Consider the following 22,980-nt stretch of genomic DNA (forward strand, 5'->3'; position numbering starts at 1 on the left):
CGGTCATGCGGTGGAAAAAGCTCCTGATCGCCCTGGCCGGGGGGCTCGGGGTGGGCCTGTTCCTCTGGTTCGACCTGGGACGCTTCCTGACCCTGGAGGCCCTCAGGGCCAACCGCCAGAGCCTGATGGCATACCATGCCGCCCATAGGGCCCTCATGGCAGCCGGCTTCATGGCGGTCTACATCATCCAGACCGCCCTCTCCCTCCCGGGCGCCGCCGTCCTTTCCCTGGCTGCCGGCGCCATCTTCGGTTCGCTCAGGGGAACGGTCTACGCAAATATCGCCGCCACCATCGGCGCCACCCTGGCCTTTCTGGTGACCCGCTATCTGCTGCGCGATGCGATCCAGAACCGGTTCGGCACGAGACTGGAAACCATGAACCGGGAGTTGGAGGCCCGCGGCTTCAACTACCTGCTCTTTCTGCGGCTGGTGCCGCTGTTTCCCTTTTTCCTGATCAACCTGGCGGCTGGCTTGACCCGACTGCCGCTGCGCACCTTCGTGCTCGGCACCATGATCGGCATCATCCCCGGCGGTTTCGTTTATGTCAACGCCGGGGCCAGCCTGGCCACCGTCACGTCCCTCTCCGGCATCGCCTCACCGCGGGTGCTGGGCTCGTTTGCCCTCCTGGGCCTGTTCGCGCTCCTGCCGGTGCTGTACAACCGGCGGAAGGCGGGCAGAACCCCTCCGAATCCTCCCGCTGAAAGCTAACCTTCGGCTTTCCATTGTTTCTATTTCCGGTGCGTTAGCAACGGCGGCACGTCATCACTGCCGGTCGGCATTCTCGATGACCACACCGGAGAACCCCTCAAGGGGCTGCCGGGGGTTCCCGAGAACGGCCCTGATCGGTTCCCTGGACGAGTCCTGCTGCCAGCCTGGCACGACCGGGGTTGCCTTCACGGGGGTAACAAACTCCTTGCTGTGGATTTCATTCCCCGCGGCGTCGACAACGACAACACGGTACCGGAGCGCCGTGGCGCCCGATTCGAGGGCAGGCAGGGATGCGCCATAGGTAAACTGGCTTCCCGGCACCTTTGCCATCGGCACCCAGGCGTCGCCCCCCTTATCCCCGGCGCGGAAGCGGCACCGAACTGACTGCACCGCGTCCAGGCTGACCACGGCCTTAACAGTGGTCCGTTTGCCCGGCACCACATAGCTGTACGGCTCATGGCTGATGTTGGCGCTGTCCGCTGTTTCCAGGGCAGTTGCCGCGTTCTGGGCCACTGGCGGCGCAGGGATGGACGGGGCGGAGGTGCCTGACGGTTCCGACACCTTACGGGGCGCCGTATGAGCCCGTCTCTTTTCCGCGTGTTTCCTGGTTTCCGCTTTCTTCGGTTTCTTCTTCTCCACCTTTTTAAGCTCGCTCAGGGGTATCTCGTAGACGTTGCCCCCGGCAGCGGAAGATGCCGCCGACAGATCGAGAACCGGCTGAACCAGCATGGATGCCACTACCAGGTGGGCGGCAATCCGCCACCTTGAAAACATACTCATACGCCACCTCTTTCCGCTTTGCTGCAAACCACTGTCAGCATAGCTCAAACAGCGGTAATTCTAAAAACAAAAAATTTTAAAAAATACCGTACGCGGCCAAACGACCACCGGTTCCCCGAACAAGCCGGATAACTACGAACCGACGCCGCGGTTGCTCTTGACAATAATTATCACGGGAAGCATGCTGCGTTTTGCTGCAATCCCGGCACCGGCACCCCCAGGACTCGTTCATGGCGACGGGCCGGCCCTTCCGCCCGCATGGTTCACACAAGAAAAGGAGACCATCATGCACAAAAAGATCCTGCTCGCTTATGACGGCACCGAGGAGGGCCGGGTGGCGCTCCTCGAATGCGCAGACATTGCCCACCTGCTCCGTGCGGAAACCCACCTGCTGGCGGTCATGCGCATGCCGGCGGGCGTCTTTCTCGCCGAGGGTTTTGTGCCGGAGACGTTTCTGGAGAAGGAACAGCGGCATATCCAGAGCACCATCGACGATGGGGTCGCCCTGTTACGCGAGGGTGGGGGTAGCGCTTACGGCCATCTGGCTTACGGGGAGCCGGTTGAAGAGATCTGCCGCCTGGCGGCCGAACTGGAGGTGGACCTGATCGTGCTGGGGCACCAGAAGCAGACATCCTTTGCCTCCCGCTGGTGGAAAGGGTCGGTGGGCGTATCGCTTCTGGAACGGGCTCCGTGCAGTATCCTGGTGGCGGTCGGCGACTAGTGTCCCGTACGCTTTGGCGGTGGGGTTACTCGTTTTCCGCCAGAAGGGTGCGCAACTGGTCCTGCTGATGGGGGTCGAAGACATACATACCCATGGATATGCTGCCGTCAGGATTGTAGGAGGAATAGATACACCGGCAGCTAACCCGCAGGCGCGAAGCGTGAAAGACAACCTCGACGGTTTCGCTCTTTCGGGGGATCGTCAGGGGGACGGGGGTCGGGGGGATGGCGAGCTTCATCCCCTGACAGCTGATATCCATCAACTGTGATGTAATCTCGAACCTGTCGGGCAATACGAGCAGGACCGTGGACAGGGAGTCAGGTAACTGGTCGGAGCGGTGGCGGGGGACAAGTCGGGTTTCCATAGTGTATCCGCGGCATTTCCCTTACGGCAAGAGTGGCTGCCGGTTCCCATCGGCAGGTGACAATGCAAGCATGGGGCACGATGGGATGTCGGCTCGCACGATATTTCAAGTGGTTATCGCACAGCCGGGCTCATTCGGCAATACTAAAATGTTCTTCCCGCCCATATACCCATGAAATAGCCTTATTTTCCCGATCCGACCGGCCAGGGCATCAACCTCACATCGGATCAGAGCCGAAGCTGCGAACTGCGGGCTAGCGCCGATAATCAGTTGCCTACTCTCCCGAGCTCATCGAGCAAGGCCTTATGAAACATTGCCGGGGCTTCGATCTGCGGCGCATGCCCGAAACCGGGGAACTCGATTAAACGGCCGTGGGGAATCGTCTTGACGACCTCCTTGCCCAGCAGCTTGTAGCGGCCGACCTTTGCCTTGACCTCCGGCGGGGCGATGTCACTGCCGATGGCGGTGGTGTCGGCATCGCCGAGCATCAGGGTGGTAGGCACCTTCAGCAGGGGAAACTCATACACCACCGGCTGAGTATAGATCATGTCGTAGATAAGCGCGGAATTCCAGGCGACCGCTTTGTGCCCCGGCCCCCGGTTGAGTCCTGCCAGCATATCCACCCAGCGGTCGTAGTCCGCTTTCCAGCGTCCGCCGTAATAGACCGACCTTTCGTACTGGCGCACCCCCTCGGCCGAAAGTTTCAGCTCCCGCTCATACCACTGGTCCACGGTCCGGCTCGGCACGCCCAGCGCTTTCCAGTCTTCCAGTCCGATGGGGTTGACCATGACCAGTTTCTCGACGGCTTCCGGGTACATCAAGGCAAAGCGGGTCGCCAGCATCCCCCCGGTCGAGTGGCCGACCAGCAGGACGCGGGATACTCCCGCCTGCTTCAGCAGGGCCCTGGTGTTGGCGGCAAGCTGCTGGAAGCTGTACTGGTAATACGCCGGCTTGGTCGAGGTGCAGAAGCCGATCTGGTCGGGAGCGACGACCCGGTATCCCGCGGCGGCCAGGACAGAGATCGTGGCCTCCCATGTGGCACCGCAAAAATTCTTCCCGTGCATCAACACCACCGTGTGCCCGTTGGGCCTGCCCGTGGGCTTTACATCCATGTACCCCATCTGGAGGTCGCGCCCCTGGGAGGCAAACCGGAAATGCTCGACTGCGTAAGGATAGGGAAAACCCTCGAGTTCGGCGCCATAACCGCCGGCGGCGCCTTCCGCGCAGGCGGTACCGGCAGCGGCGAACAACAGAACCGCCAGGGACAGGCAAATTATATATCGCATGATAACTCCTTTTGTAACATTCGTGATGACAACCGGACTGCGGGAAAAGAGCCGGAACACGGGACCTTTTACTGAGGTCTTGGCTCCATTATACCTCTAACGCCCTGTTTGTTCGCCTGTGGATGCCGCCGGCGGCGTCTCTTTCTCTTCCGTTGCGGCGCCCCGGCTTCTGCGGCGGGCCCGGAAGGAGGCGGCAGCGGCGCCTGCTGCCGTGCCTGAGCCGCCCACCAGTCGAGCTGTTTGACGACATCCTTGTTGTCGCCGCAGGTTATCCGGCAGTATTCGACGATGTCATTGAAATCGGGTCGGGCGATGAACGACTCCGGCCGGCGCCCGGGGATCTTTTTCAGGCGCATCTGCTGGCTGATGATGTCGCGGAGCGCGAGCCCGACGCGGTTCGCGATCATGATGATCGGACAGGTTTCGCCCATGAACTCGGCGACCGCGGCGTTAACGCTCTGCTGCCAGGGCATACCCTGCCGGCGGGAATGCGCCGCCTTCTCATCGAGGTACTCGCCGAAAAGAAGTGCCAGGAGGAGCGGCGGGGAGACCGTGCCGCCCTGCTGGATACGGGAATCGGCGTAGCTGAGCATTTCCCCGAACCGGGCGTGGGGGAAGCCTTCGCTCTCGGCGTCGAGCCAGTTCGAAAAATCCGGGAAAAGCGCTGCAAAGAGCCCGGTCCGGCGGAGGAGTTCGTAGCACCTCGCCCCCTCACCCGAGAGGAAAAGCTTGAGCACCTCTTCGTAGAGGCGCGGCGGCGCCGCCCTGACAATGGTATCAGCGGCGGCGACCAGCGCTTTCAGGGTCTTTTCCTCAATGGTGAAGGCGAGTTGGGCGGCAAACCGCACCGCCCGCAGCATCCGTACCGGATCTTCCTGGAAGCGGACGGCGGGATCGCCGATGGTGCGGATGATGCCGGCGTTGAGGTCGGCGAGGCCTCCCGTGTAGTCGATGATCGAAAAATCGGCGATATTGTAGGACAGCGCGTTAATGGTGAAGTCACGGCGAAGGGCATCCTCTTCGGGGGTGCCGTAGACGTTGTCCCGCAGGATCATGCCGGCATCGTCCTTCACTATCCGTGGGGGCCGTTGCCGGTGATCCGGCCCGTTTGCGTCTTCCGGTTCGGACTCCGGCTCGTTCGAAGCCAGGGACCGAAAGGTCGCCACCTCGATGATCTCATCCTGGAAGTGGATGTGCGCAAGACGAAAACGCCGCCCGACAAGACGGCAGTTGCGGAACAGCCGCTTCACCTCGCCAGGGGTGGCGTCGGTTACCACGTCGAAATCCTTCGGTTCCCGCCCGAGCAGGAGGTCGCGCACGCAGCCGCCGACGAGATAGCCGAGAAAGCCGTTGTCCCTCAAGCGGTAGAGGGTGCGCAGGGCGTTCGGGCTCATGAGTTTGCGGGAGACCCCGTGTTCCTGACGGGCGATGATCACCGAACAGCTTTTTTCCTTTTTCATCCCGTTACCGCCACCTCTTCTTCATATGGTACCAGACACCCGAGATGGGCCGTTCTCAAGCAACGGCGGTCCATCTCACGCATAACCTCAAGTATGTGTTCCGGCAACGTGTTCCGCACTCTGTCTTTTCCCTGCGCCGAGACCATCAGTTCCCGGCGGAGAATTTTATTTCACGGGGCACGTTCACCGAAACATCCCCCCCTACTCCACGGTCACCGATTTTGCCAGGTTCCTGGGCTGGTCCACGTCGGTCCCCTTCAACACGGCGATGTGATACGCCAAAAGCTGCAACGGCACGGAGAGGAGGAACGGGTCCAGGTCCTCGTCGATGCGGGGGATCTGGATGGTATCCTCGGCGCGCCCCTTGACCTCTTGATCGCCTTCGCTGCACAGGGCGATCACCCGGCCGTTGCGGGCGATGACCTCCTCCATGTTGGACAGGGTCTTTTCAAAGGCGCTGTTCTCCGGGGCAAGCATGACCACCGGCATGTCCTCGTCGATCAGGGCGATGGGACCGTGCTTCATCTCGCCGGCCGGATAGCCTTCGGCGTGGATGTAGGAGATCTCCTTGAGCTTGAGCGCCCCCTCCAGGGCGATGGGGAAGTTCTTCCCCCGCCCCAGGTAGAGGAAGTCGCGGGCGTTCATGTACTTGCGGGCGATGCGCTCGGTATCGGCATTGAGTTTGAGGGCCTCCTCCAGCAGGGTCGGGACCTTTTTGAGGGAGGCGATCATGCCCTGGCCGGTGGGGGCGTCGATGGCGCGGACGGCCCGCCCCAGGCGGATGGTGAACAGGTACAGGGCCGTGAGCTGGGTGACGAAAGCCTTGGTGGAGGCCACCCCGATCTCGGGGCCGGCGTGGGTGTAGATCACGCCGGTGGCTTCCCGGGCGATGGAGGAATCCAGCACGTTGCAGATGGCCATGCTCATGGCGCCGCGGGATTTGGCTTCGCGCAGGGCCGCCAGGGTGTCGGCGGTCTCCCCCGACTGGGAGATGACCATTACCAGGGTAGTCCCGTCGATGACCGGGTTGCGGTAGCGGAATTCCGAGGCGATGTCGATCTCCACCGGGATGCGGCAATACCCCTCGATATAGAATTTGCCCACCAGGGCGGCGTGCCAGGAGGTGCCGCAGGCCACGATGACGATCCGCCTCACGGCCGCCAGCTGCTCGTCGCTGAACCTCAAATCCTCCAGATACACATCCCCTTCATTCTCCAAGAGACGGCCGGCGATGGTGTCGCGCACGGCCCGGGGCTGTTCGTGGATCTCCTTGAGCATGAAATGCCGGTAGCCGCCTTTTTCGGCCATGAGCGGCGACCAGTCGATATGCCGCGCCTTCTTGTCCAGCGGAGCGCCGGCGATGGTGGAGAAGGCGACCGCGCCGGCACGGAACACGACCATCTCCCCGTCCTCCATGAAGACCATCTCCCGGGTATGGGCCAGGATGGCGGGGATGTCCGAGGCGACGAAGAATTCCCCCTCTCCCAGGCCGACCACCATGGGGGAGCCCAGCTTGGCGGCGATCAGGGTGCCCGGTTCGCGCTCGTTGAGGATGCACACGGCATAGGCGCCCCGAAGCTCGGCCAGGGCCTGCCGGACCGCCTGCGCGAAATCGGAGGTCCCCTTGAGCTTTTCCTCCACGAGGTGGGAGATGACCTCGGTATCGGTCTCGCTCTTGAAGATATGGCCGGACTGCTTGAGCTGTTCCCTGAGCGGCAGGTAGTTTTCGATGATGCCGTTGTGCACCACGATGACCGGCCCGGCCTTGTGGGGGTGGGCGTTGATCTCCGAGGGGCGGCCGTGGGTGGCCCAGCGGGTGTGGCCGATGCCGATCACGCCGGAGAGCGGCTGCTCGCGCAGCAGTTTTTCCAGGTTGACCAGCTTGCCTTCGCTACGCCGGATGCCCGATCCGCTACCCGCCAGCGTCGCGATGCCGGCCGAATCGTAGCCGCGGTATTCCAGTTTTTTGAGCCCTTCCAGTATGACCGGCGTCGCCTCGTGCCCACCGATATAGCCAACAATTCCGCACATAGCAGATTCCTCCGAAAATTAAGTTAGTTGTTCTATTCTGCCCTCTACCCCGTCCAGGTCCGGCACCTGCACCACCAGCAGGAACAGTCCCAGCCTGTTCAGCATCTCGGCGAACTTCTGGTAATCCACCGGCTTGGTGACGTAGCAACTGCATCCCAGGGCGTAGCAGGTACGGACCTCCCGGGGGTCGTCGGTGGTGGTCAGCATGATCACCGGCATATTCTTCAACTCCGGGTCGGACTTGATCTGCCGGAGCACCTCCACGCCGTCCACCTTGGGCATGCGGATGTCCAGGAGCATCATATACGCCAGTCCCTTTTCACACCGGGGCGCATCGCCGTCGGACGCGCCGTAGAAGAAGTCAAGAGCCTCCTGGCCGTTGCGAAACCGGACGATCGGATTTCTGAGGCCCGCCTCCTGAAGATTGTCCTGGATCAGTTCGGCGTGGCCGTCATCGTCCTCGGCAATCAGGATGGTGACCTCTTTCTTGAACCTGTCATCGATCATCTCATGCTCCTGTGGCCACATGTCCATCAGATTCGGGTGCGCACGGCAGGACGACATAGAAGCTGCTGCCCGCGTCCGGCTCGGACTCCACCCAGATGGCGCCCCCCAGGCGATCGACGATGCGGCGCGCCATGGTCAGGCCCAAGCCCTCCCCCGGGGTGTCCCCCGGATTGAGGCGATGGAAGATCTCCCAGATCTTGTCCTGCTGGTCGCGGGGGATGCCGATACCGTTATCCGCTACGCAGTAGCGCACCCCCTCGGCAAACTCCTCGCTGAGGATATGCACCACCAGCGGACGATTCGCGGCGCGGTATTTTAAGGCGTTATCCAGCAGATTGCTGAATATCTGGGTAACCTGAACGCTGTCCCCGATACAGGGGTGCAGAAACGGGGCGACCTCGACCCGAGCCCCCGCGGATTCGATCTGGTAGGTTACGGAAGCAATAATATTTGACATCACAAGGCGCATGTCAAGGGTTTCAAAGCAAATCGCCGTCCTCCCCAGGCGGGAGAGCCGCAGCAGGCCGTTCAACAGGCTGTCCATCTTCTCGATGCTGCGGGTGATGAACCCGAGGGATTTGGGGATGGTTTCCCTGAGTAGCGGCTCGATGCGGGCCTGTTGGGCCCCGTCCAGGGCCAGCCCGGCCATGAACTCGTCCAGTTCGGCGCAGCTCTTGGCCAGCTTGCGGCTGAATCCCTGCACATTGACCAGAGGCGAGCGCAGATCGTGGGATGCTACATAGACGATCCCCTCCAACTCCTTGTTCTTTTTCTGCAACTCCACCATCAGGTGGTCGCGCTGGCGCTCGGTCGTCTTCCGCTCGGCAATCTCCTTCTGCAGCTCCTCGTTGGCCCGGGTCAATTCCCCGGTGCGCTCCGCGACGTGATGTTCCAGCGTCTCGTTGGTGTAGGTGATCTCCTGGAAACGCTGGCTGAGGGCGATGGACATAACCTTGAAGTTGCCGATCAACTGGTCGATCTCGCTGACCATGCTCTCCGGCCACGCGCCGATGTTTTCCCGCAGCAGGCGTTTGGGCAGGTCGGTCGTCACCTGGGACAGCCGGTAGAGGGGAGCGGCCAGGCGATGGGACAGGGAGAGGGAGGCGACCAGAACGAACATGTTCAGGCCGAGCACGATCAACAGCGACTTGATATGATCATGGAGCAGCGCGCGCTGGTAGGGCGCAAACGGGGATTCGACCGCCACGCTCCAGGTGGTGCCCGCCAGGGGGACGCGACGCAGGAAGGTCGCGTCGTGCATCCGCTGCAGGAGCGGCACGGGCCTGTCCGCCGTGGGCATGCAGCGGTAGACGCCGGCCTCCCCGGTCGGTTCCAGCGAGCCGCTGCGGCAGGGATCGTACGGTGACGCGCTCCCCGGAGCGCTGTCGGTGCCGGCGATAACGCGGCCGGCATCGTCCACCAGGGTGATGCGCCATGGCTGCCTGCCCCGCATGTCCATAAAGATCCGCCCGAGGGCGCCGGCGGCCTCGGCGTTCCGCGGGACGGCCCCGTCGGCCTTCGCAGCCAATTCCCGGAGCCTGAGCCGCGTCTCGTAGCCGGCGACCTTCAGGCTGTCGTCGATGCCCGCATGCATCTCCTTGAGGTAGCGGTTCTCGGCCCCCTTGCCGTAGATCACCATGACCACGATGGACGGTATCAGCACCACGGCCATCAGGATATTGAAGATGAGGTGGTGGATCGGGATGGTGCGGGACATGTCCAGGCCGTAAAGGGGAGCGATGCGGGGGATATAGGTCAGCAGGAGACTGGCGACCAGCGCATTGGTGATGCCCACCACCCAGTAGGTCAGCATGGCGGCCACGGTTCCCAGCACCGAAACATGCATGACATGCTGGAAGAACAGCCACACGAGGGGTACGCCCACCAACGGCCAGTAGCAGGCGTCATAGAGGAGGATGTTGCGCTTTTTCCCCTGGTGCAGCAGCCAGCCGACAAAGAGCGGTTCGCCGCAGAGCCAGATCACGGCATAGGGGTGCCCGTAGAGCGGGACGGTCCATGCCGAAGCGGCCAGTCCGGCCACAAGGCCCCAGCGGATGCCGAACAGCCGGACCACCAGGAGTACCGCTATGCTGCCGAACAGGAAGTTGAAACCGGTGAACAGGCGCAGGGAGAAGAAGTTTCCGGCAAAACCGGCAGCGATCAGAGCGACCAGCAACAGCAAGGACTTGCCGCTGTATGTGAGGCGCCGCCCCTGTTCCCCCATGACTTGTCCCCCTGGCGCACGGCCGTCTGAATCCTTTTGTCTATATCACACTTTGCCTTTTATGATAAGGCGTTTCCCGGGCGACCCGCAAAAAAACGTCAGCGCACTTGAAGCTCGCACCGTTTGCGGCTATGATCGGAAAATCCAAACACCCAAGAAGGAAAGCGCGTGAACATTGCCCAACTGAAGCTGGTTCTGAGGGAAATCCTCGCAAAAACCGATTTGACGCCGTGTGTCGTCGGGCACCGCGGCGTCGGTAAAACCGCCGGGATCATCCAGGTCTGCCGCGAAGACAATTGGCGCTATGCCTCCCTGCGCCTCGGGCAGATGGAGGTCGGCGACCTGGTCGGCATCCCGTATCGGGAGGGGGACATCATGCACTGGTCGCGCCCGTCCTGGTGGCCGGCCGACGACGACCCGCCCACCGTGGTCCACTGCGACGAGTTGAACCGCGCCCAGCAGGAGGATACCCTCCAGGCCATCTTCCAGTTCGTCGAGCCCCCCATCGAGGGCGAGCCGCGCGCCCTGCACACCCACCGGCTGGCTCCCCGCCACAAGGTGGTGGTGACCATCAACCCGCCCGACGGCAGCTATCAGGTGGCCACCCTGGACCGGGCCCTGATCGACCGGATGGTGATGCTCTACGTGGAGAGCGACCACGCCTGCTGGTCGCGCTATGCCGCCGAACGTGGGCTGGATGACAGGGTCCGGCAGTTCCTGTCCGCCAACACCAACCTGCTGGCCGGCCCGGGGGCTCCCATGGACCTCCCGGTGGAGCCGACCGAACGGGCCTGGGAGATGATCAGCGTCCTGCGCCGGAACTGCCGTTTTCCCGGCGATCTGGAGATGGAGGTCTATTCCGGCATCGTCGGCCGGGAGGCGGCCATCATGTTCATGCGCTGGCTGGCCGACGAACGCCACCGTCCCCTGACGGCCGCCGATATCCTGGACAACTGGCCCCAGGTGGCCGAACAGGCGGCCGCCCAGCGCGACGACATCCAGGCCGCCACCATGACCGACCTGACGGCACTCCTCCAGGCTTCACCGGTGCTGGCACCCGAGCAGGAGGAGCATCTGGTGGCCTACATCGCCTGCCTCCCCCGGGATCTGCGCTTCGGCTTCGTCAAGACCCTGCTCAAGATCCCCGCGGTCGCCCAGGCCATCAGCCAGGACAAATACGACACCGTAGTCTTCGATGCCATCCGGGCCATCAGCGAAGAGGCCCGGCGTTAGAAAACCACCCTCTCAGGCCGGTCATGCGCCGGAACATTTATTGACAAGGAGAGAACTTCCATGAAAACCATCATCGCCCTGCTCATAACCCTGGCCCTGGCTGCCAACGCCCTGGCGGCCGACTCACTGGGGATCGGCATCCGCGGCGGAGCCGCCACCAACCGCAGCAGCAACTTCACCGAGGCCTTTGCCGACCTCTACCTCAACCGGCTGGTCTCCATCGGCGCCACCGCGGCCTATGTCATGCTCGACAAGGACAACGCCAAGTCCATCAGGCGCGACGAGTCTCTGCCCATCACGGCCCTGTTCAAAATCCACGCCCCGATCCCCTTTTTCCAGCCCTACGCCGGCCTCGGCGCGGCACTGGTGTTTCATGACAAGCGGGGCACCAAGGGTACTCCCGTGGCCCTGGCCGGGGGCGACCTGCTCTTTGGACCGTTCTTCGTCAACGCAGAATACCGGCGCCAGTTCGACGACGAGTTGAATTTCCTGGGGGGCGGCGTAGGAGTCAGGTTCTGACCCTCTGTACTCATAACGCGACACCCCGCCGGAAGGTCTCCGGAGGGGTGTCGCATATCGCACAACTATTTTCACTGCCCGGCGAAGAACCGGCGCAACCGGGAGACTGCACGCCCAACGGCCGCTTCTTCACTGACAAGCCGTCACGGGGCTAGGCCGCCCTCCGCTCAACGCCGTGGTAATTCGGGCTTTTTCTCCAGCGAAGGGGGTCTACGCCGACGGTGACCCACCCCGTACTCCGCTTGAACTTTTGAACCTTCTTCACCTCCAGCAACCTGTCGAGCTGGAAGCCTTTGACGTAATCATACTTATTGTCGTCATACAGAACGTGGATAAGCATGGCTGCCTCCGTGCGGATTTTTCCCGTTGTTGTTGAAAAACCCTTATTTCCAGCAGTTACACCAACTATTACTAGAATACACCCCCCCGACACAAATGCAAGATGGCCATGTCACTCCATGGCCTGAGGCCCCCAGGCTTCGTAATGCACGATTTCATCCAGGGATTTCCGCGAGGCCCCGCATTCGGGTGCCTCCGAGGGATACCCCAGGGGGATGAGCCCCACGATACTGATGTAGGCCGGAATACCGAGCAGACTTCCCACCTGCTTCTCGTCAAAGATGCCGACGAAGACGCTCCCCAGCCCCACGGCATGGGCCGCCAGCATCAGGCTCGCCACAGCCATCCCCACATCGGCCATATAATACTGCTGTCCCCGTGTGTCCCCCGACCGGTTGCATTCGGCACAGGCGACGATCACCACCGGCGCCTCGGCAAGAGCCCGCTGGGAAGGGTTGGATTTGTACCCTCTGGCCGTGACGAATGAATCCGCTGCCGAATATTCGCTGAGCCTTCGCTTCATGGCCGGGTCCCGCACCACCACAAATCGCCAACACTGCATGTTGGCCCATGAAGGCGCCATCCGGGCTGCCTCCAAGACGCTCTGCAGCTTCTCCGCCTCCACCGGCCTGTCGGAAAACCTACGGACGCTTCGCCTGGTCTGTATCGCTTCAAGGGTGTCCATCATTGCCCAATTCCACTCCATGACCGCTTGGTCCGAACGGGTGCGGGACGCCCAAAACGGCACGCCACCTCACGCAACCCATGTGAAAATGCTACCTGCCTTGCAGTAAACGCGCATCTCTCCGCTTGATCAGTACGCCCAGTAGGGGCCGGTCCCCAGGCTCGAACTCGCCCCATCGATCCCCACAAAGACACTTCGCCCCAGGAAAAAGGGAAGCCCCCAATCAAAACTATTGGCCGCGCCGCCGCCCAGATCGCCGAACACTTGGTTTGACGTAGTGAAGTGACTGACGGCATTGCCGATCAGGAACGAAACAATCCCGCTCGGCGAACCGCCGGCCCCCGTATTGGTCGCGGAGAAACTGACCGTGGCCGGCGGGCAGAACCAGGCGGCATTGGGAGAGGGACAGGCGGGAAGCTGGGTCGCCGAGGTGCTCGGGAAGAAGAGCCCGTTCGAACCGGTATCGAGGAAACTGGCATACCGGAGACCGTTGAAGGTGGTGCTGAATTCGGCGAATTGATTGGCACCATAAGTCGTTACCGCGGAAGGCACATTGTTGGACTGGGTGCCGATGCCGAGTATGAGTGAACCGGTGGCAGAACCCGCCCCGTTCGCGGGCACGCCGGGGAGCTGCACGATCACACCGTTGTTGTCCCCGGGAAGGGCGGCAACCGGGTTTATGAGTTGGCTGGCATTCGGCACCGCAGTCGCCGCACACGAGGATCCGCTCGCCGCCCCGCTGCAGGAAAAATACAGTCCGGAATCCTGCGCAAAAAGGCCCACGCCGAGGATCCCATTGTAGTTGGCTTCGGAAGGGCTGGTGTTCGGGGTAGAGTTCGGGCTCGTGCAGAGGTTGGACGGAGTCCCGAAATTCTGGTTGACGACCTGGACGGGAATCTGAACCGCGGGCTCATTTCCCAGAATCACGCGGGCCATCTGAACCGGCCCCCACATGGATGAGCCATCGCCGAAGTTGACGCATTCCGCTAACAGCCCGGGACCTGCCGTTACTTGAGCAAGCGGGACCGCGAGCGCCTGATTAAAGATACGGAGCCCACTGCTTCCGGTATCGAGGAGGATGTCGCCGATAGTCTGGCAGTTGGTCGTGCCGGGGGCACAAATCGTGACGCTGACGCACGGTTCGTTGGGATAGGAGGGGTTACCCGAGCAGAGAGAACCGTTCACGGTGACACTCATCACGTTGTTCCCGGCAGCGGGCGGCCCCCCGATCGTGGTGCCCGGCGAACCGGAACCACCCCCGGAGCCGCCACAGCCGGCAAGCACCATAAGCATCAGCAGCAAAACTGCGGCCATCTTACTTGATTTCATCGATGGGCACCCCCGAAGGCACCAAGGCCGGGACATAGGCCCGCCCCTGCAGGTTTCGCATATGTCCCCATTTTTCGACAACGACCCGGCTTCCCCTTACCTCACGGCGCCTCTGCCCCATCTGGCGTGGCGTCTTTTGTGCGGCCTGCTGATATTCTCCGACATACGAGCCCAGTAGTATCGTGAGGTCGGGATGCATCAGCCCATTCCAGGCGATTGCAAACACAATCCCGTCTCGCGACACGTATTCCCGCACGTTGGTTGCATCGGACGCGATTTCCTGGACCGTATAACCCGGCCCGACCGTTGTGGCACGCCGCGCGGCTGAGAGCGCCTTGCGGTCCGTAGTGACAGAATCGGCAGATCCGCCCAAGGCGGCCCCGGCCCTCGGGACCATCGTGAAGACCGTTGCCAGCATGAGGCCGAAACAGGCTCCTAAAATGTACGCTTTTTTCTTCATTGCCCCCCCTGCCGCTCCCCTGCCTCAAAAGAACATTTCCGCTCCATCCGGCGGGGCTTAACCGCTTCCGCATATATCGGTTTATGGTTACATTCTACTCTTTTTTCGACAAAAAAAACAAAAAAGCCGTCTCGCGACGGCTTTCAAAGGGATGGTATCTGCGGTGGCAACGCACAGTGCTACCTTCTGGCCACCATGCGCCGCTGCATGCGGCCGCCCATGGCAGCCATCTGGTGTTTCTGCAAGGCGCCCAGGCTCTCAAGGTGAAACTGGAACCACATGTCGCCGTAGTTTCTCATCTTCATCTTCTTGCCCTGTTCCAGGCAGGCCAGGTTATCCGCGAGCGTCGCATCGCCGGGCAGCTTCTTCAGCCCCTTGCCCAGAACCTCCTTGGCCTTCGACACATCGCCACACTCGTTGAGGCAATAGGCATACACCCCCCAGAGCAGCGATTCCTTGCCGTTCCACTGCACCGCCTTGTCGAAGGTGGCAATCATCTTGTCCTTCTTCTGGCGTTTCATGTAGCAGATGGCCAGCATGCCCATGGCTGCCCAGTTTTTGAAGAACGACTTTTCCAGATACGGGAAGGCGTTGGAAAAATCGCGTTTCATGTAGTAGATCATGCCGATCTGGGAGTTGATCTGCCCTTCCACATAGACCTGCCATTTGCCGTATTGCAAGGCATCCTTCAATTCGCGGACCGCCTTTTCAAAACGCGGCGGCTGCGCCTGGAGATCCTTGCCGGCGGTCTCGATGGAAGCCATGACCTTCTTCATGATAACGCGGGAAATGACCACGAAGAGAGCGGTAAAAATTACCAGGCCGACCAGGAGCGCCGCCCACCAGGGAAGTTTGACGGCAAGGAGCAGCAGGGACAGGACTGCGCCCGACGCGGCGGAAATGAGAATATTATACATCGGTCTTTCCTTTCATGATGAGGCAGACAGGGCGGAAAACATCAGCTTTTCCGTGCTTCAGGTACCATTTCCCCGTTTTTTTCGATAAACTTGGCGATGATGATACGCCGTCCCGGCTTCAGGGCAACCCTGACCTTCAGGTTGTTCCAGAGCGAGAGGAGCTTGGAAGAAACGTTGAAACGCTTGGCGAGAGACGTCAGGGTATCGCCCTTCTTCACGGTATAATACTTCGCATAGCCGCCCTTCGCAGTACCGGCGGTGGCGGCGGAACGGCCCTCGTGGCTGAAATCAACCGTCTGCCGGGCCGGAACGACCAGCGTCTTGCCGGCAATACGGCTCTTCTTTGAGAGCCCGTTCAATTCGGCCAGCGCATCCGGGGTCGTGCTGTACCGGCGGGCGACTCCCTTGAGCGAATCCCTTTTGCGGGCGTGATAGTGGGTGTAAAGCACCTTTTCGGTGTAGCGCTGGTCCTCGGGGACCTTGCCGTAAGCGGCATCGAACTGCAGCTTTGTCCCCTTGGGCACCTTGAGTTCATAGTCGGGGTAATTGGGAGGGGTGGACCAATGGCGCAGATCCGGATTCAGTTCCTTGATCGTCTCGTAGGTCGTGCCGGTCAGCTTGGCAACCAATTCCAGATCGGTGCGCGAGGGGATCTTGACGATATCGAACTCAATCGGAGACAGGTAGGCCACGTCGGAAAAACCGTAGCGGGCGGGGTCCTTGGCGATTATGGCCGCGGCCAGCAGCTTGGGGACATATTCTTTTGTCTCGCGCTTGAGATAGGAACCGCGGGAAAGCTCCCAAAAATCGCTGGTGTTGTACATGCTGATGGCGCGCAGAATCTTGTTTTCACCGGCGTTATAGCCGGCGGCCGCCAGATACCAGTCGCCGTTGAACATGCCGTAGAGTTCTTTCAGGTACAGGGCGGCGGCAACCGTGGCCTTGAGCGGGTCCTTGCGCTCGTCGATCCACTGGTCGATACGCAGGGAATAACGCCGGCCGGTGCCGGAGATAAACTGCCACGGCCCCACGGCATTGGCCACCGAACGGGCCTGTAGATGGAAACCGCTCTCGATCATGGCCACGTAGACCAAGTCTTCCGGCATCCCCTCGCGCTTGAGGATCTCTTTCATCATGGGGATGTAGCGGGACGAGCGGGAGAGCCAGCGGGAGAAGGATTGTTTTCCCCTGGTCTGGAAATAGGAGAGGAAATATTCGACCTTGCTGTTGAGGGCCAGGGGGATGTCCGCCTGGGGCAGATCGACATCGGGCAGCGCCAGTTCGACAGCGTCGCTTCCTTTGTCCTTGAGTTCCTCAAGGGTAAAGAGTTCGCTCGCGTCCTGCTGCTGCGGCTCATCCTCGTCCGTCAACTCGTCGCGTGGGACGAGCGCCACCTGTTCCAATGCGGGCAACGCCGGAACAGTAGGGCTGGTCAACTCGGCCAGCAGAGGCTGGACCGGCTCCGTAGCGCCTGCCGGAAGGGAGCACGCTACAAGGGCTATGGCAATGACGATATGCTTCACACGCTTCCCGATGACTACTACGCGGTAGTGTCGCGCCGTCATGCTGAGTGCCGACGCAGAGTTTGATAAAGCTATGGAATTATAAAGGAGTTGCCAAGGAAAGTCAATCCCGGGGAAAACCTTGCGGCATGGGCGTTTGCGAGATATTGCCCCGCCGGTCGCCCACCGCGTCCGCGGTTCGGGCAGGTATGCCCTCCTGGAGATATCTGACAAATTCCATCCCCGCCAGGACGATGATCCAACTGGTGTAAATCCAGACCATGAAGACCGGCAGCACGGCCAACGTACCGTAAATGGCGTTATAGCGCGATACGCCGACCTGAAAATGGATATAGGCCCACTGGGCCACCTGCCACACGGTGCCGGCCGCCACCCCGCCCATCACGGCATTGCGCAAGCTCACCCGCACGTTCGGGATGAACTTATAGAGAAACACAAGGGCGATCCAGCTACTCAGGTAGGGGACCAACCGGAACAGCATCAGGATCAGGTAGCCGAATACCGGCAGCCGGAAGAACCACTGCACCACCCCCTGATGCTGGAGACTGCTGGTAATGCTGACGGCCAGGGCGATCAGGAGCGGCACGCTCAGGATCACGATCACATAATCCCGCAATTTGTGGTGGAGCCGCTTACCCCGTTCGAGGCTCCAGATCTGGTTGAAGGCGTCCTCAACGCTATCCAGAATCGCCATGGCCGACACCAGCAGGGTCATCAGGCCGGCCGCCCCCAACGATCCCACATGGGTGTTGGCGATATAATGCAGCATGCGGGTAACCAGCTCGTGCGACCCGGCCGTCACATGGGAAAGGATCATGGGCGCCAGGACCGCATGCATATTGAGCGCCTTGAAGGTGGCGAAGAGCAAGGCCAGAAAGGGCACGATGGAGAGCATGCTGGAGAAGGCCAGCGCCGAGGCGTGGGTCGTACAGCGGTCGTCCATGAATCGTTGGACCAGAATCCGGCCCGTGGTTATCATCCTGCGCTGACGCTCCGAAAGCGGCATGGATCCCCTCATACAAAAAAGCCCACCGTAGTGGGCTTTTCCCCTTCGTTTTCCCGCCAAAGGTCAGGAGGCGGCGGTACGTTCCTTCTCCTTGTGCATCGCTTCCCGGCCGGCTTCGATGGCCGACGCGAGGATGGACTTCTTCTCCACGATGGTTTCCTTGCCGTCCTCGATGGCCGTCTTGATCTTGTCCTGGGCGTCCTTGGCGTATTCCTTGATCTTGTCGACCGCATCTTCGGTCAGATCGGCGATGGTCTCACGCATCTCCTTGCCGCTCTTGGGCGCGTACAGCAACGCCAGCCCGGCGCCGAGAGCCGCCCCGGCCAGAAATGACACCATCACCGTTCCCGCGGAAATTCCTTTTTCGTCGTCAGACATGGTCATTTTCCTCCCCGTTTTTTGAGATAGCGTTCAAGCAGATATTTCCCCGCCACCTTGGCGCCGACCACCCAGGTCGAGGTGGCGTTGAGCACCCCGGCAACCATCCCTACCGATCGGTTTATGGTGTTAAGGTTGTCGCCGGTCTCGCCCAGCGCCGTCATGAAACGCTTGACATCGTCCGCATGCTCGGCCACGTCGCTGCCAACGGCCCGCAACTCGGTCAAAGCCGCGGTCAGTTCCTGGAGGGCCGGTTTCAACTCCGTATGCACCATTTCCGACAGCGCCCCCAAGGAGATCGCCGCCCGCTTCACGGCCAGCAGCGTCGGAATAAAGGCGAGCACCATGATGCAGAGCGCCGCCGAGATGATGATCAGCACAATTCCGGTCAGGGTCATTTTTTTCTCCGGCTCACGTTTTCAGGCCTTCCAAGGTACGTCACAGTATAAAACAAAATCGGAATAATTCAATCTGTTTCAGTCCCGGCGTGGGCCGATTTTGTCCAGAATCCCCGCCGCCAGGAGCGGAATCATGATTTCGTGGTGACCCGTAATCGCCAGACCGCGGCTGTCGCCGGCGGTCGGCCGCTTGACCACGTTCTGCAGCGGGCGGTAATGCTGCTGCATATCGAAGTTGGCGGTGGTGAAATGGTCCACGTGAAAGCCCATGTTCTGGACGATGGAGAGAGCCTTGAGAAACACCTCCGGCATGATCACGGCACTGCCGATGTTGATGAAGACCCCGCCGTCCCCCAGGGTCGCCACCACAGAGGCGAAGAGCCGGAAATCGGTGAACGTGGCCTGTCCCAGCACGGCGCCGTCGGCCTCCGGGTGCTGGTGGATGATGTCGGTGCCCATGGCCACATGCACCGTGGCGGGAATCCCCTTGGCGCGGCAGGCCGCCAAAAGGCTGGCCCCGGCGTGGGGATTGCGGTTTTCGGCGATGAAGCGCCCGAGGGACTCGCCGTAGCCCATCCCCTCGGCGACCCCGGCCTTGAGCGCCCGGTTGATGTCGCGCCCGGTCTCCTCGGCCATGCCGAAGGTGCCGCAGTGCAGCACAGCGCCCACATCCTCGCTGGTCTCGCCGATCAGGGATATCTCGTAATCGTGGATCGAGGCGGAACCATTCATGGCCACCGCCGTCACGACGTCGGCGTCAATGAGGGCCTTCAGCACCGGTTGCAGGCCGCATTTGATCACGTGGCCGCCAATGGCGATCACCACCGGCTTCCCCTTGCGGCGGGCCGCAACGACTGCGTCGATGGTCGCCTTGAGGTTCTCGGCGCCCAACTGGTTGGGCATGGCCGCCAAAAGGCCGGCAACGGTCATTCCGGGGGTGACGGCAGCGGCAAAATCACGTTCGAGCGAGACCTTGTTCCTGCGCTCGGCGATGGGGTAGGTCTTGACGGCGGCGAGATCGATAGGCTGGAGTTTCATTTCGGAACCTTCCGTGTTGGTCGTGTTCCCCCTTTGTCAAAGGGGGAAGAAAACGATTATCCGAACAGCGACCGTTCCACCAGGTCGCAGATGATGTGAATGATGGTGATGTGCCCCTCCTGGATGCGCGGGGTGTCATCGGAGGGGACCACCAGCGCCACGTCGGAGGCGGCCTTGATGCTCCCGCCGTCGCGCCCCAAGAGACCGACGGTGCGGCAGCCGCGCTCCCGCGCCGCCTGAAAGGCCTTGAGCACATTGGGGGAGTTGCCGCTGGTGGAAATGCCGACCACCATGTCGCCCGCCGCCGCAAGGGCCTCGACTTGGCGGCTGAAGATCGCCTCGAAACCGTAATCGTTGCCGATGGCGGTCAGGATGGAGGTGTCGGTGGAGAGCGCCACGGCGGGCAGGGCGCGGCGCTCCAACTTGAAGCGCCCGACGATCTCGGCCGCGAAATGCTGGGCATCGGCGGCCGATCCTCCGTTGCCCATCACCAGCAGCTTTCCTCCGCTCTTGAGGGTATGGGCAAGCAGGCCCGCCGTCTCGGCGATCAACGGGGCCATATCCCGCTCCATTGTCTCTAACAAAGCGCGATGGGCCTGCAACTGCGCCTTCACATCTCCAACCATGAACCACCTCCGCTCCGTGCCAGACGGCACGGCACTGGGTATTTCCCGTTATTCGTCATACATCCCCGAGTGCGGCGGCTACGTCGGCGAATGGAATGGACATCTCCATGCCGGCGACAGACGCATCATCCTGCCAACGCACCATGATCATCTCAGGGACACTCCCCCTGAGCGCTCCGATCTTGCGCACCAAGTCCCGGTGCGGCATGATCATGGACAACCGAACCTGGTCTATGCCGGTATGCAGGCAATTCCAGCCGCAACGGCGAAACTCCCGGGCCTGGCGGTGATGCAGCAACAGGGTGAAGCGATGCCCCCGGCGGGCCCCCTCTCGGATGGTTTCCATGGCGTCGGCAAGAGCGGCCGCATCCGTATCGGCACCGAAATAAACGCCGTAATGGCGGCTGATGCCCCACTGTTCCCGATAGTGTTCCCAGCTGATATGAGCCTGGCTCTTCCGCCGCGCGTCCGAGCCGAAAACCGGCTCCTGGCTGCAAATCAGGTGAGAGCGCGACGTAACACCGGTGCGATACCCCTTGCTCCAGGCGCGGCGAATATAATCGATCAGGCACCATTCGCCGCTATCCAGCCCCTCGTCGAAGCAACCGATCTGCACCCGCATCTCGCTCTTCAGCAACAGGGCCGAAAACGACACCGAGAAGGTCTCGATGAACGGGCAATCGTGCCTGCTGTTGACGGCAAGGCGTTGCGAAGCCCCGCTGCCGCTGAAAACCGGCGAGACAATACCGACCGAAGCGTCCCGGGCGGCCTCCCTGAGGGCGTCGAGCCATCCGGGGGTGACCAGGACATGCGGCCGGACAACGATGGCAAGATCGCCATCGGAACGCGCCAGCCCCCTATTGATGGCCGGCACCAGCCCGATGTTGCGCTCGGACTTTATGAACAGGCCCTGTTCCCCCAGCGGCTCGGAGAACTCCTCCATCATCAGCTCGGTTTCCCGGCTGCTGCCGTTGTCGACGACGATCATGCGCGCCCCGGGGGAGTGCCTGAGGATCGCGGCCAGGCAGGCGCGGGTTTCGAAGGGACTGTTCCAGACCGGGACGATTATGTCGATGGAGGGATTTGTCATATCAGCACAGTAAGACGAAAACAGGGATAAACAGGATGAGCAGGAACGACGATTCGCGGCGCATCCTGACTGTCCTGTTCATCCCCGCTCATGGAGAGTTTCTTCACACCCCTTGGGACCGGCACGGCTACGATGTGACTGCGACCCGGCGGAGGAGGTTCAATTCATCAAGGACCTTGCCGGAACCGAGCACAACGCAGTCCAGAGGATTCTCGGCAATGAGCACCGGCACCTTGGTGACCTCGCGCAGCAACATGTCCAGGTTGCGCAACTGGGCGCCGCCGCCGGCCAGGAAGATACCCTTGTCAACGATGTCGGCCGCCAGTTCGGGGGGGGTTTTTTCCAGACAGATGCGCACCGTGTCCACAATGGCGTTGACCGCTTCCTTGAGGGCTTCGCGGATCTCGTCCGAATTCACCTCGATCGTCTTGGGGATGCCGGACACCAGGTCGCGCCCCTTGACGCTCATGGACAGGACATCGGGACCGGGATAGGCTTCGCCGATCTCGATCTTGATGCTCTCGGCCATGCGCTCGCCGATCTGCAGGTTGTACTTCTTGCGGATGTACTGGACGATGGCTTCGTCCATCTTGTCGCCCCCCATGCGGGTGGACTGGGCATAGACGATGCCGGCCAGGGAGATGACCGCCACCTCGGTGGTGCCGCCGCCGATATCGACGATCATGTTGCCCGAGGCCTCGGTGATGGGCAGGCCGGCTCCGATGGAAGCGGCCATCGGCTCCTCGATCAGGTAGACTTCGCGGGCGCCGGCCGATTCGGCCGATTCTTTGACGGCGCGCTTCTCGACCTGGGTGATGCCGGAAGGAACGCAGATCACGATACGGGGGCGCACGAGGGTCTTGCGGTTATGCACCTTGTGGATGAAGTAGCGCAGCATCTCCTCGGTGATGTCGAAGTCGGCGATGACCCCGTCCTTCATGGGGCGGATAGCGGTGATGGAGCCGGGGGTGCGCCCCAGCATCTGTTTTGCCTCCATCCCGACCTTGAGCACCCTCTGCTGGCCGTTGGGCATTTTCTGGACCGCAACCACCGAAGGTTCGCGAACCACGATCCCCTTGCCCTTCAGGTAGACCAGGGTATTGGCGGTCCCCAGGTCAATGGCTAAATCATTGGAAAACATACCAAACAGGTAATCGAATATTTTCAACATTATTCTTTCAATCCTTTCGTACAGGGGTCCGGTTTTAGTTCAGGAAAAGGCTAAATATGCTAGCAGAGGGAGGCGGCAAATGCAAGGGGGAATCTGGTTCCTCAGACTTCAATCATGAATTCGGCACCCCCTCCACATTGCGGGCCAGAAGGCGACCGCCCATGTTGTACACGATGATGACGTTGGAT

General features: G+C 61.5%; 24 protein-coding genes. 4 read left to right on the forward strand and 20 right to left on the reverse strand.

The features are described from left to right. The first annotated feature begins 5 nt into the window (after positions 1–5). Positions 6–707: a TVP38/TMEM64 family protein gene (locus tag F6V30_RS01085; protein WP_151154688.1), complete on the forward strand. Its 702-nt coding sequence runs from the start codon at positions 6–8 to the stop codon at positions 705–707. 54 nt (positions 708–761) lie between these two features. On the opposite strand, the gene F6V30_RS01090 is transcribed toward F6V30_RS01085, so the two are convergent. Continuing rightward, entirely contained in the window at positions 762–1,487 is a 726-nt protein-coding gene (locus F6V30_RS01090; protein ID WP_151154689.1) for a hypothetical protein, read from the reverse strand. 286 nt (positions 1,488–1,773) lie between these two features. Here F6V30_RS01090 and F6V30_RS01095 point away from each other — a divergent pair, with 286 nt between their 5' ends. Next, positions 1,774–2,208, forward strand: coding sequence for a universal stress protein (locus F6V30_RS01095; RefSeq protein WP_151154690.1), 435 nt, complete (start codon positions 1,774–1,776; stop codon positions 2,206–2,208). Positions 2,209–2,233: 25 nt separating this feature from the next. On the opposite strand, the gene F6V30_RS01100 is transcribed toward F6V30_RS01095, so the two are convergent. From F6V30_RS01100 to F6V30_RS01125, 6 genes are all read right to left on the reverse strand, one after another. Beyond that, complete coding sequence (locus F6V30_RS01100; RefSeq protein WP_151154691.1) at positions 2,234–2,572, reverse strand: PilZ domain-containing protein; 339 nt, start codon at positions 2,570–2,572, stop codon at positions 2,234–2,236. A 266-nt stretch (positions 2,573–2,838) separates the two neighbouring features. Next, positions 2,839–3,858 carry an alpha/beta fold hydrolase gene (locus F6V30_RS01105; protein WP_151154692.1) on the reverse strand — a complete coding sequence of 340 codons (1,020 nt, stop codon included), beginning with the start codon at positions 3,856–3,858 and terminating at the stop codon, positions 2,839–2,841. A 68-nt stretch (positions 3,859–3,926) separates the two neighbouring features. After that, positions 3,927–5,318, reverse strand: a complete 1,392-nt coding sequence (pcnB, locus tag F6V30_RS01110; RefSeq protein ID WP_151154693.1) for a polynucleotide adenylyltransferase PcnB — start codon at positions 5,316–5,318, stop codon at positions 3,927–3,929. Between the two features lie 201 nt (positions 5,319–5,519). Further along, positions 5,520–7,349 carry a glutamine--fructose-6-phosphate transaminase (isomerizing) gene (gene glmS, locus F6V30_RS01115; RefSeq protein ID WP_151154694.1) on the reverse strand — a complete coding sequence of 610 codons (1,830 nt, stop codon included), beginning with the start codon at positions 7,347–7,349 and terminating at the stop codon, positions 5,520–5,522. 18 nt (positions 7,350–7,367) lie between these two features. Beyond that, positions 7,368–7,856, reverse strand: a complete 489-nt coding sequence (locus F6V30_RS01120; RefSeq protein ID WP_151154695.1) for a response regulator — start codon at positions 7,854–7,856, stop codon at positions 7,368–7,370. Position 7,857: 1 nt separating this feature from the next. After that, on the reverse strand, positions 7,858–10,080 hold the full coding sequence (locus F6V30_RS01125; protein WP_151154696.1) for a sensor histidine kinase: 2,223 nt from the start codon (positions 10,078–10,080) through the stop codon (positions 7,858–7,860). 168 nt (positions 10,081–10,248) lie between these two features. On the opposite strand from F6V30_RS01125, the gene F6V30_RS01130 reads away from it, so the two are divergent. Together F6V30_RS01130 and F6V30_RS01135 are read left to right on the forward strand one after the other, a co-directional pair. Further along, positions 10,249–11,313, forward strand: coding sequence for a hypothetical protein (locus tag F6V30_RS01130; RefSeq protein WP_151154697.1), 1,065 nt, complete (start codon positions 10,249–10,251; stop codon positions 11,311–11,313). A gap of 60 nt (positions 11,314–11,373) precedes the next feature. After that, the gene (locus F6V30_RS01135; protein ID WP_151154698.1) at positions 11,374–11,832 is read left to right on the forward strand and encodes a hypothetical protein; all 459 of its coding nucleotides are present in this window, start codon (positions 11,374–11,376) and stop codon (positions 11,830–11,832) included. A gap of 151 nt (positions 11,833–11,983) precedes the next feature. On the opposite strand, the gene F6V30_RS01140 is transcribed toward F6V30_RS01135, so the two are convergent. From F6V30_RS01140 to F6V30_RS01200, 13 genes are all read right to left on the reverse strand, one after another. Beyond that, entirely contained in the window at positions 11,984–12,172 is a 189-nt protein-coding gene (locus F6V30_RS01140; protein WP_149307098.1) for a GSU3473 family protein, read from the reverse strand. Positions 12,173–12,283: 111 nt separating this feature from the next. Beyond that, positions 12,284–12,856 carry a nitroreductase family protein gene (locus tag F6V30_RS01145; protein ID WP_151156368.1) on the reverse strand — a complete coding sequence of 191 codons (573 nt, stop codon included), beginning with the start codon at positions 12,854–12,856 and terminating at the stop codon, positions 12,284–12,286. 129 nt (positions 12,857–12,985) lie between these two features. Then, on the reverse strand, positions 12,986–14,185 hold the full coding sequence (locus tag F6V30_RS01150; protein ID WP_151154699.1) for a DUF3443 family protein: 1,200 nt from the start codon (positions 14,183–14,185) through the stop codon (positions 12,986–12,988). After that, positions 14,172–14,645: a DUF2844 domain-containing protein gene (locus F6V30_RS01155; protein WP_246163117.1), complete on the reverse strand. Its 474-nt coding sequence runs from the start codon at positions 14,643–14,645 to the stop codon at positions 14,172–14,174. The genes F6V30_RS01150 and F6V30_RS01155 overlap by 14 nt, the downstream gene beginning before the upstream one ends. Before the next feature lie 179 nt (positions 14,646–14,824). Next, complete coding sequence (locus F6V30_RS01160; RefSeq protein WP_151154700.1) at positions 14,825–15,562, reverse strand: tetratricopeptide repeat protein; 738 nt, start codon at positions 15,560–15,562, stop codon at positions 14,825–14,827. 41 nt (positions 15,563–15,603) lie between these two features. Further along, positions 15,604–17,127 (reverse strand): lytic transglycosylase domain-containing protein, encoded by a 1,524-nt coding sequence (locus F6V30_RS01165; protein WP_151154701.1) that lies wholly within the window; start codon positions 17,125–17,127, stop codon positions 15,604–15,606. 61 nt (positions 17,128–17,188) lie between these two features. Then, positions 17,189–18,103 (reverse strand): YihY/virulence factor BrkB family protein, encoded by a 915-nt coding sequence (locus tag F6V30_RS01170; protein ID WP_151154702.1) that lies wholly within the window; start codon positions 18,101–18,103, stop codon positions 17,189–17,191. Between the two features lie 51 nt (positions 18,104–18,154). Then, positions 18,155–18,469 (reverse strand): YtxH domain-containing protein, encoded by a 315-nt coding sequence (locus F6V30_RS01175; protein ID WP_151154703.1) that lies wholly within the window; start codon positions 18,467–18,469, stop codon positions 18,155–18,157. A 2-nt stretch (positions 18,470–18,471) separates the two neighbouring features. Next, positions 18,472–18,867, reverse strand: coding sequence for a DUF948 domain-containing protein (locus tag F6V30_RS01180; protein ID WP_151154704.1), 396 nt, complete (start codon positions 18,865–18,867; stop codon positions 18,472–18,474). Positions 18,868–18,945: 78 nt separating this feature from the next. Continuing rightward, complete coding sequence (locus F6V30_RS01185) at positions 18,946–19,905, reverse strand: GSU2086 family protein (RefSeq protein WP_151154705.1); 960 nt, start codon at positions 19,903–19,905, stop codon at positions 18,946–18,948. A 56-nt stretch (positions 19,906–19,961) separates the two neighbouring features. Further along, on the reverse strand, positions 19,962–20,531 hold the full coding sequence (gmhA, locus tag F6V30_RS01190) for a D-sedoheptulose 7-phosphate isomerase (RefSeq protein ID WP_151154706.1): 570 nt from the start codon (positions 20,529–20,531) through the stop codon (positions 19,962–19,964). 55 nt (positions 20,532–20,586) lie between these two features. Further along, the gene (locus tag F6V30_RS01195) at positions 20,587–21,621 is read right to left on the reverse strand and encodes a glycosyltransferase family 2 protein (RefSeq protein ID WP_151154707.1); all 1,035 of its coding nucleotides are present in this window, start codon (positions 21,619–21,621) and stop codon (positions 20,587–20,589) included. A gap of 127 nt (positions 21,622–21,748) precedes the next feature. Beyond that, entirely contained in the window at positions 21,749–22,792 is a 1,044-nt protein-coding gene (locus F6V30_RS01200) for a rod shape-determining protein (RefSeq protein WP_149307109.1), read from the reverse strand. Positions 22,793–22,980: the final 188 nt, after the last annotated feature.

The sequence above is a fragment of the Oryzomonas sagensis genome, assembly GCF_008802355.1.
Classification (GTDB): Bacteria; Desulfobacterota; Desulfuromonadia; order Geobacterales; family Pseudopelobacteraceae; genus Oryzomonas; species Oryzomonas sagensis.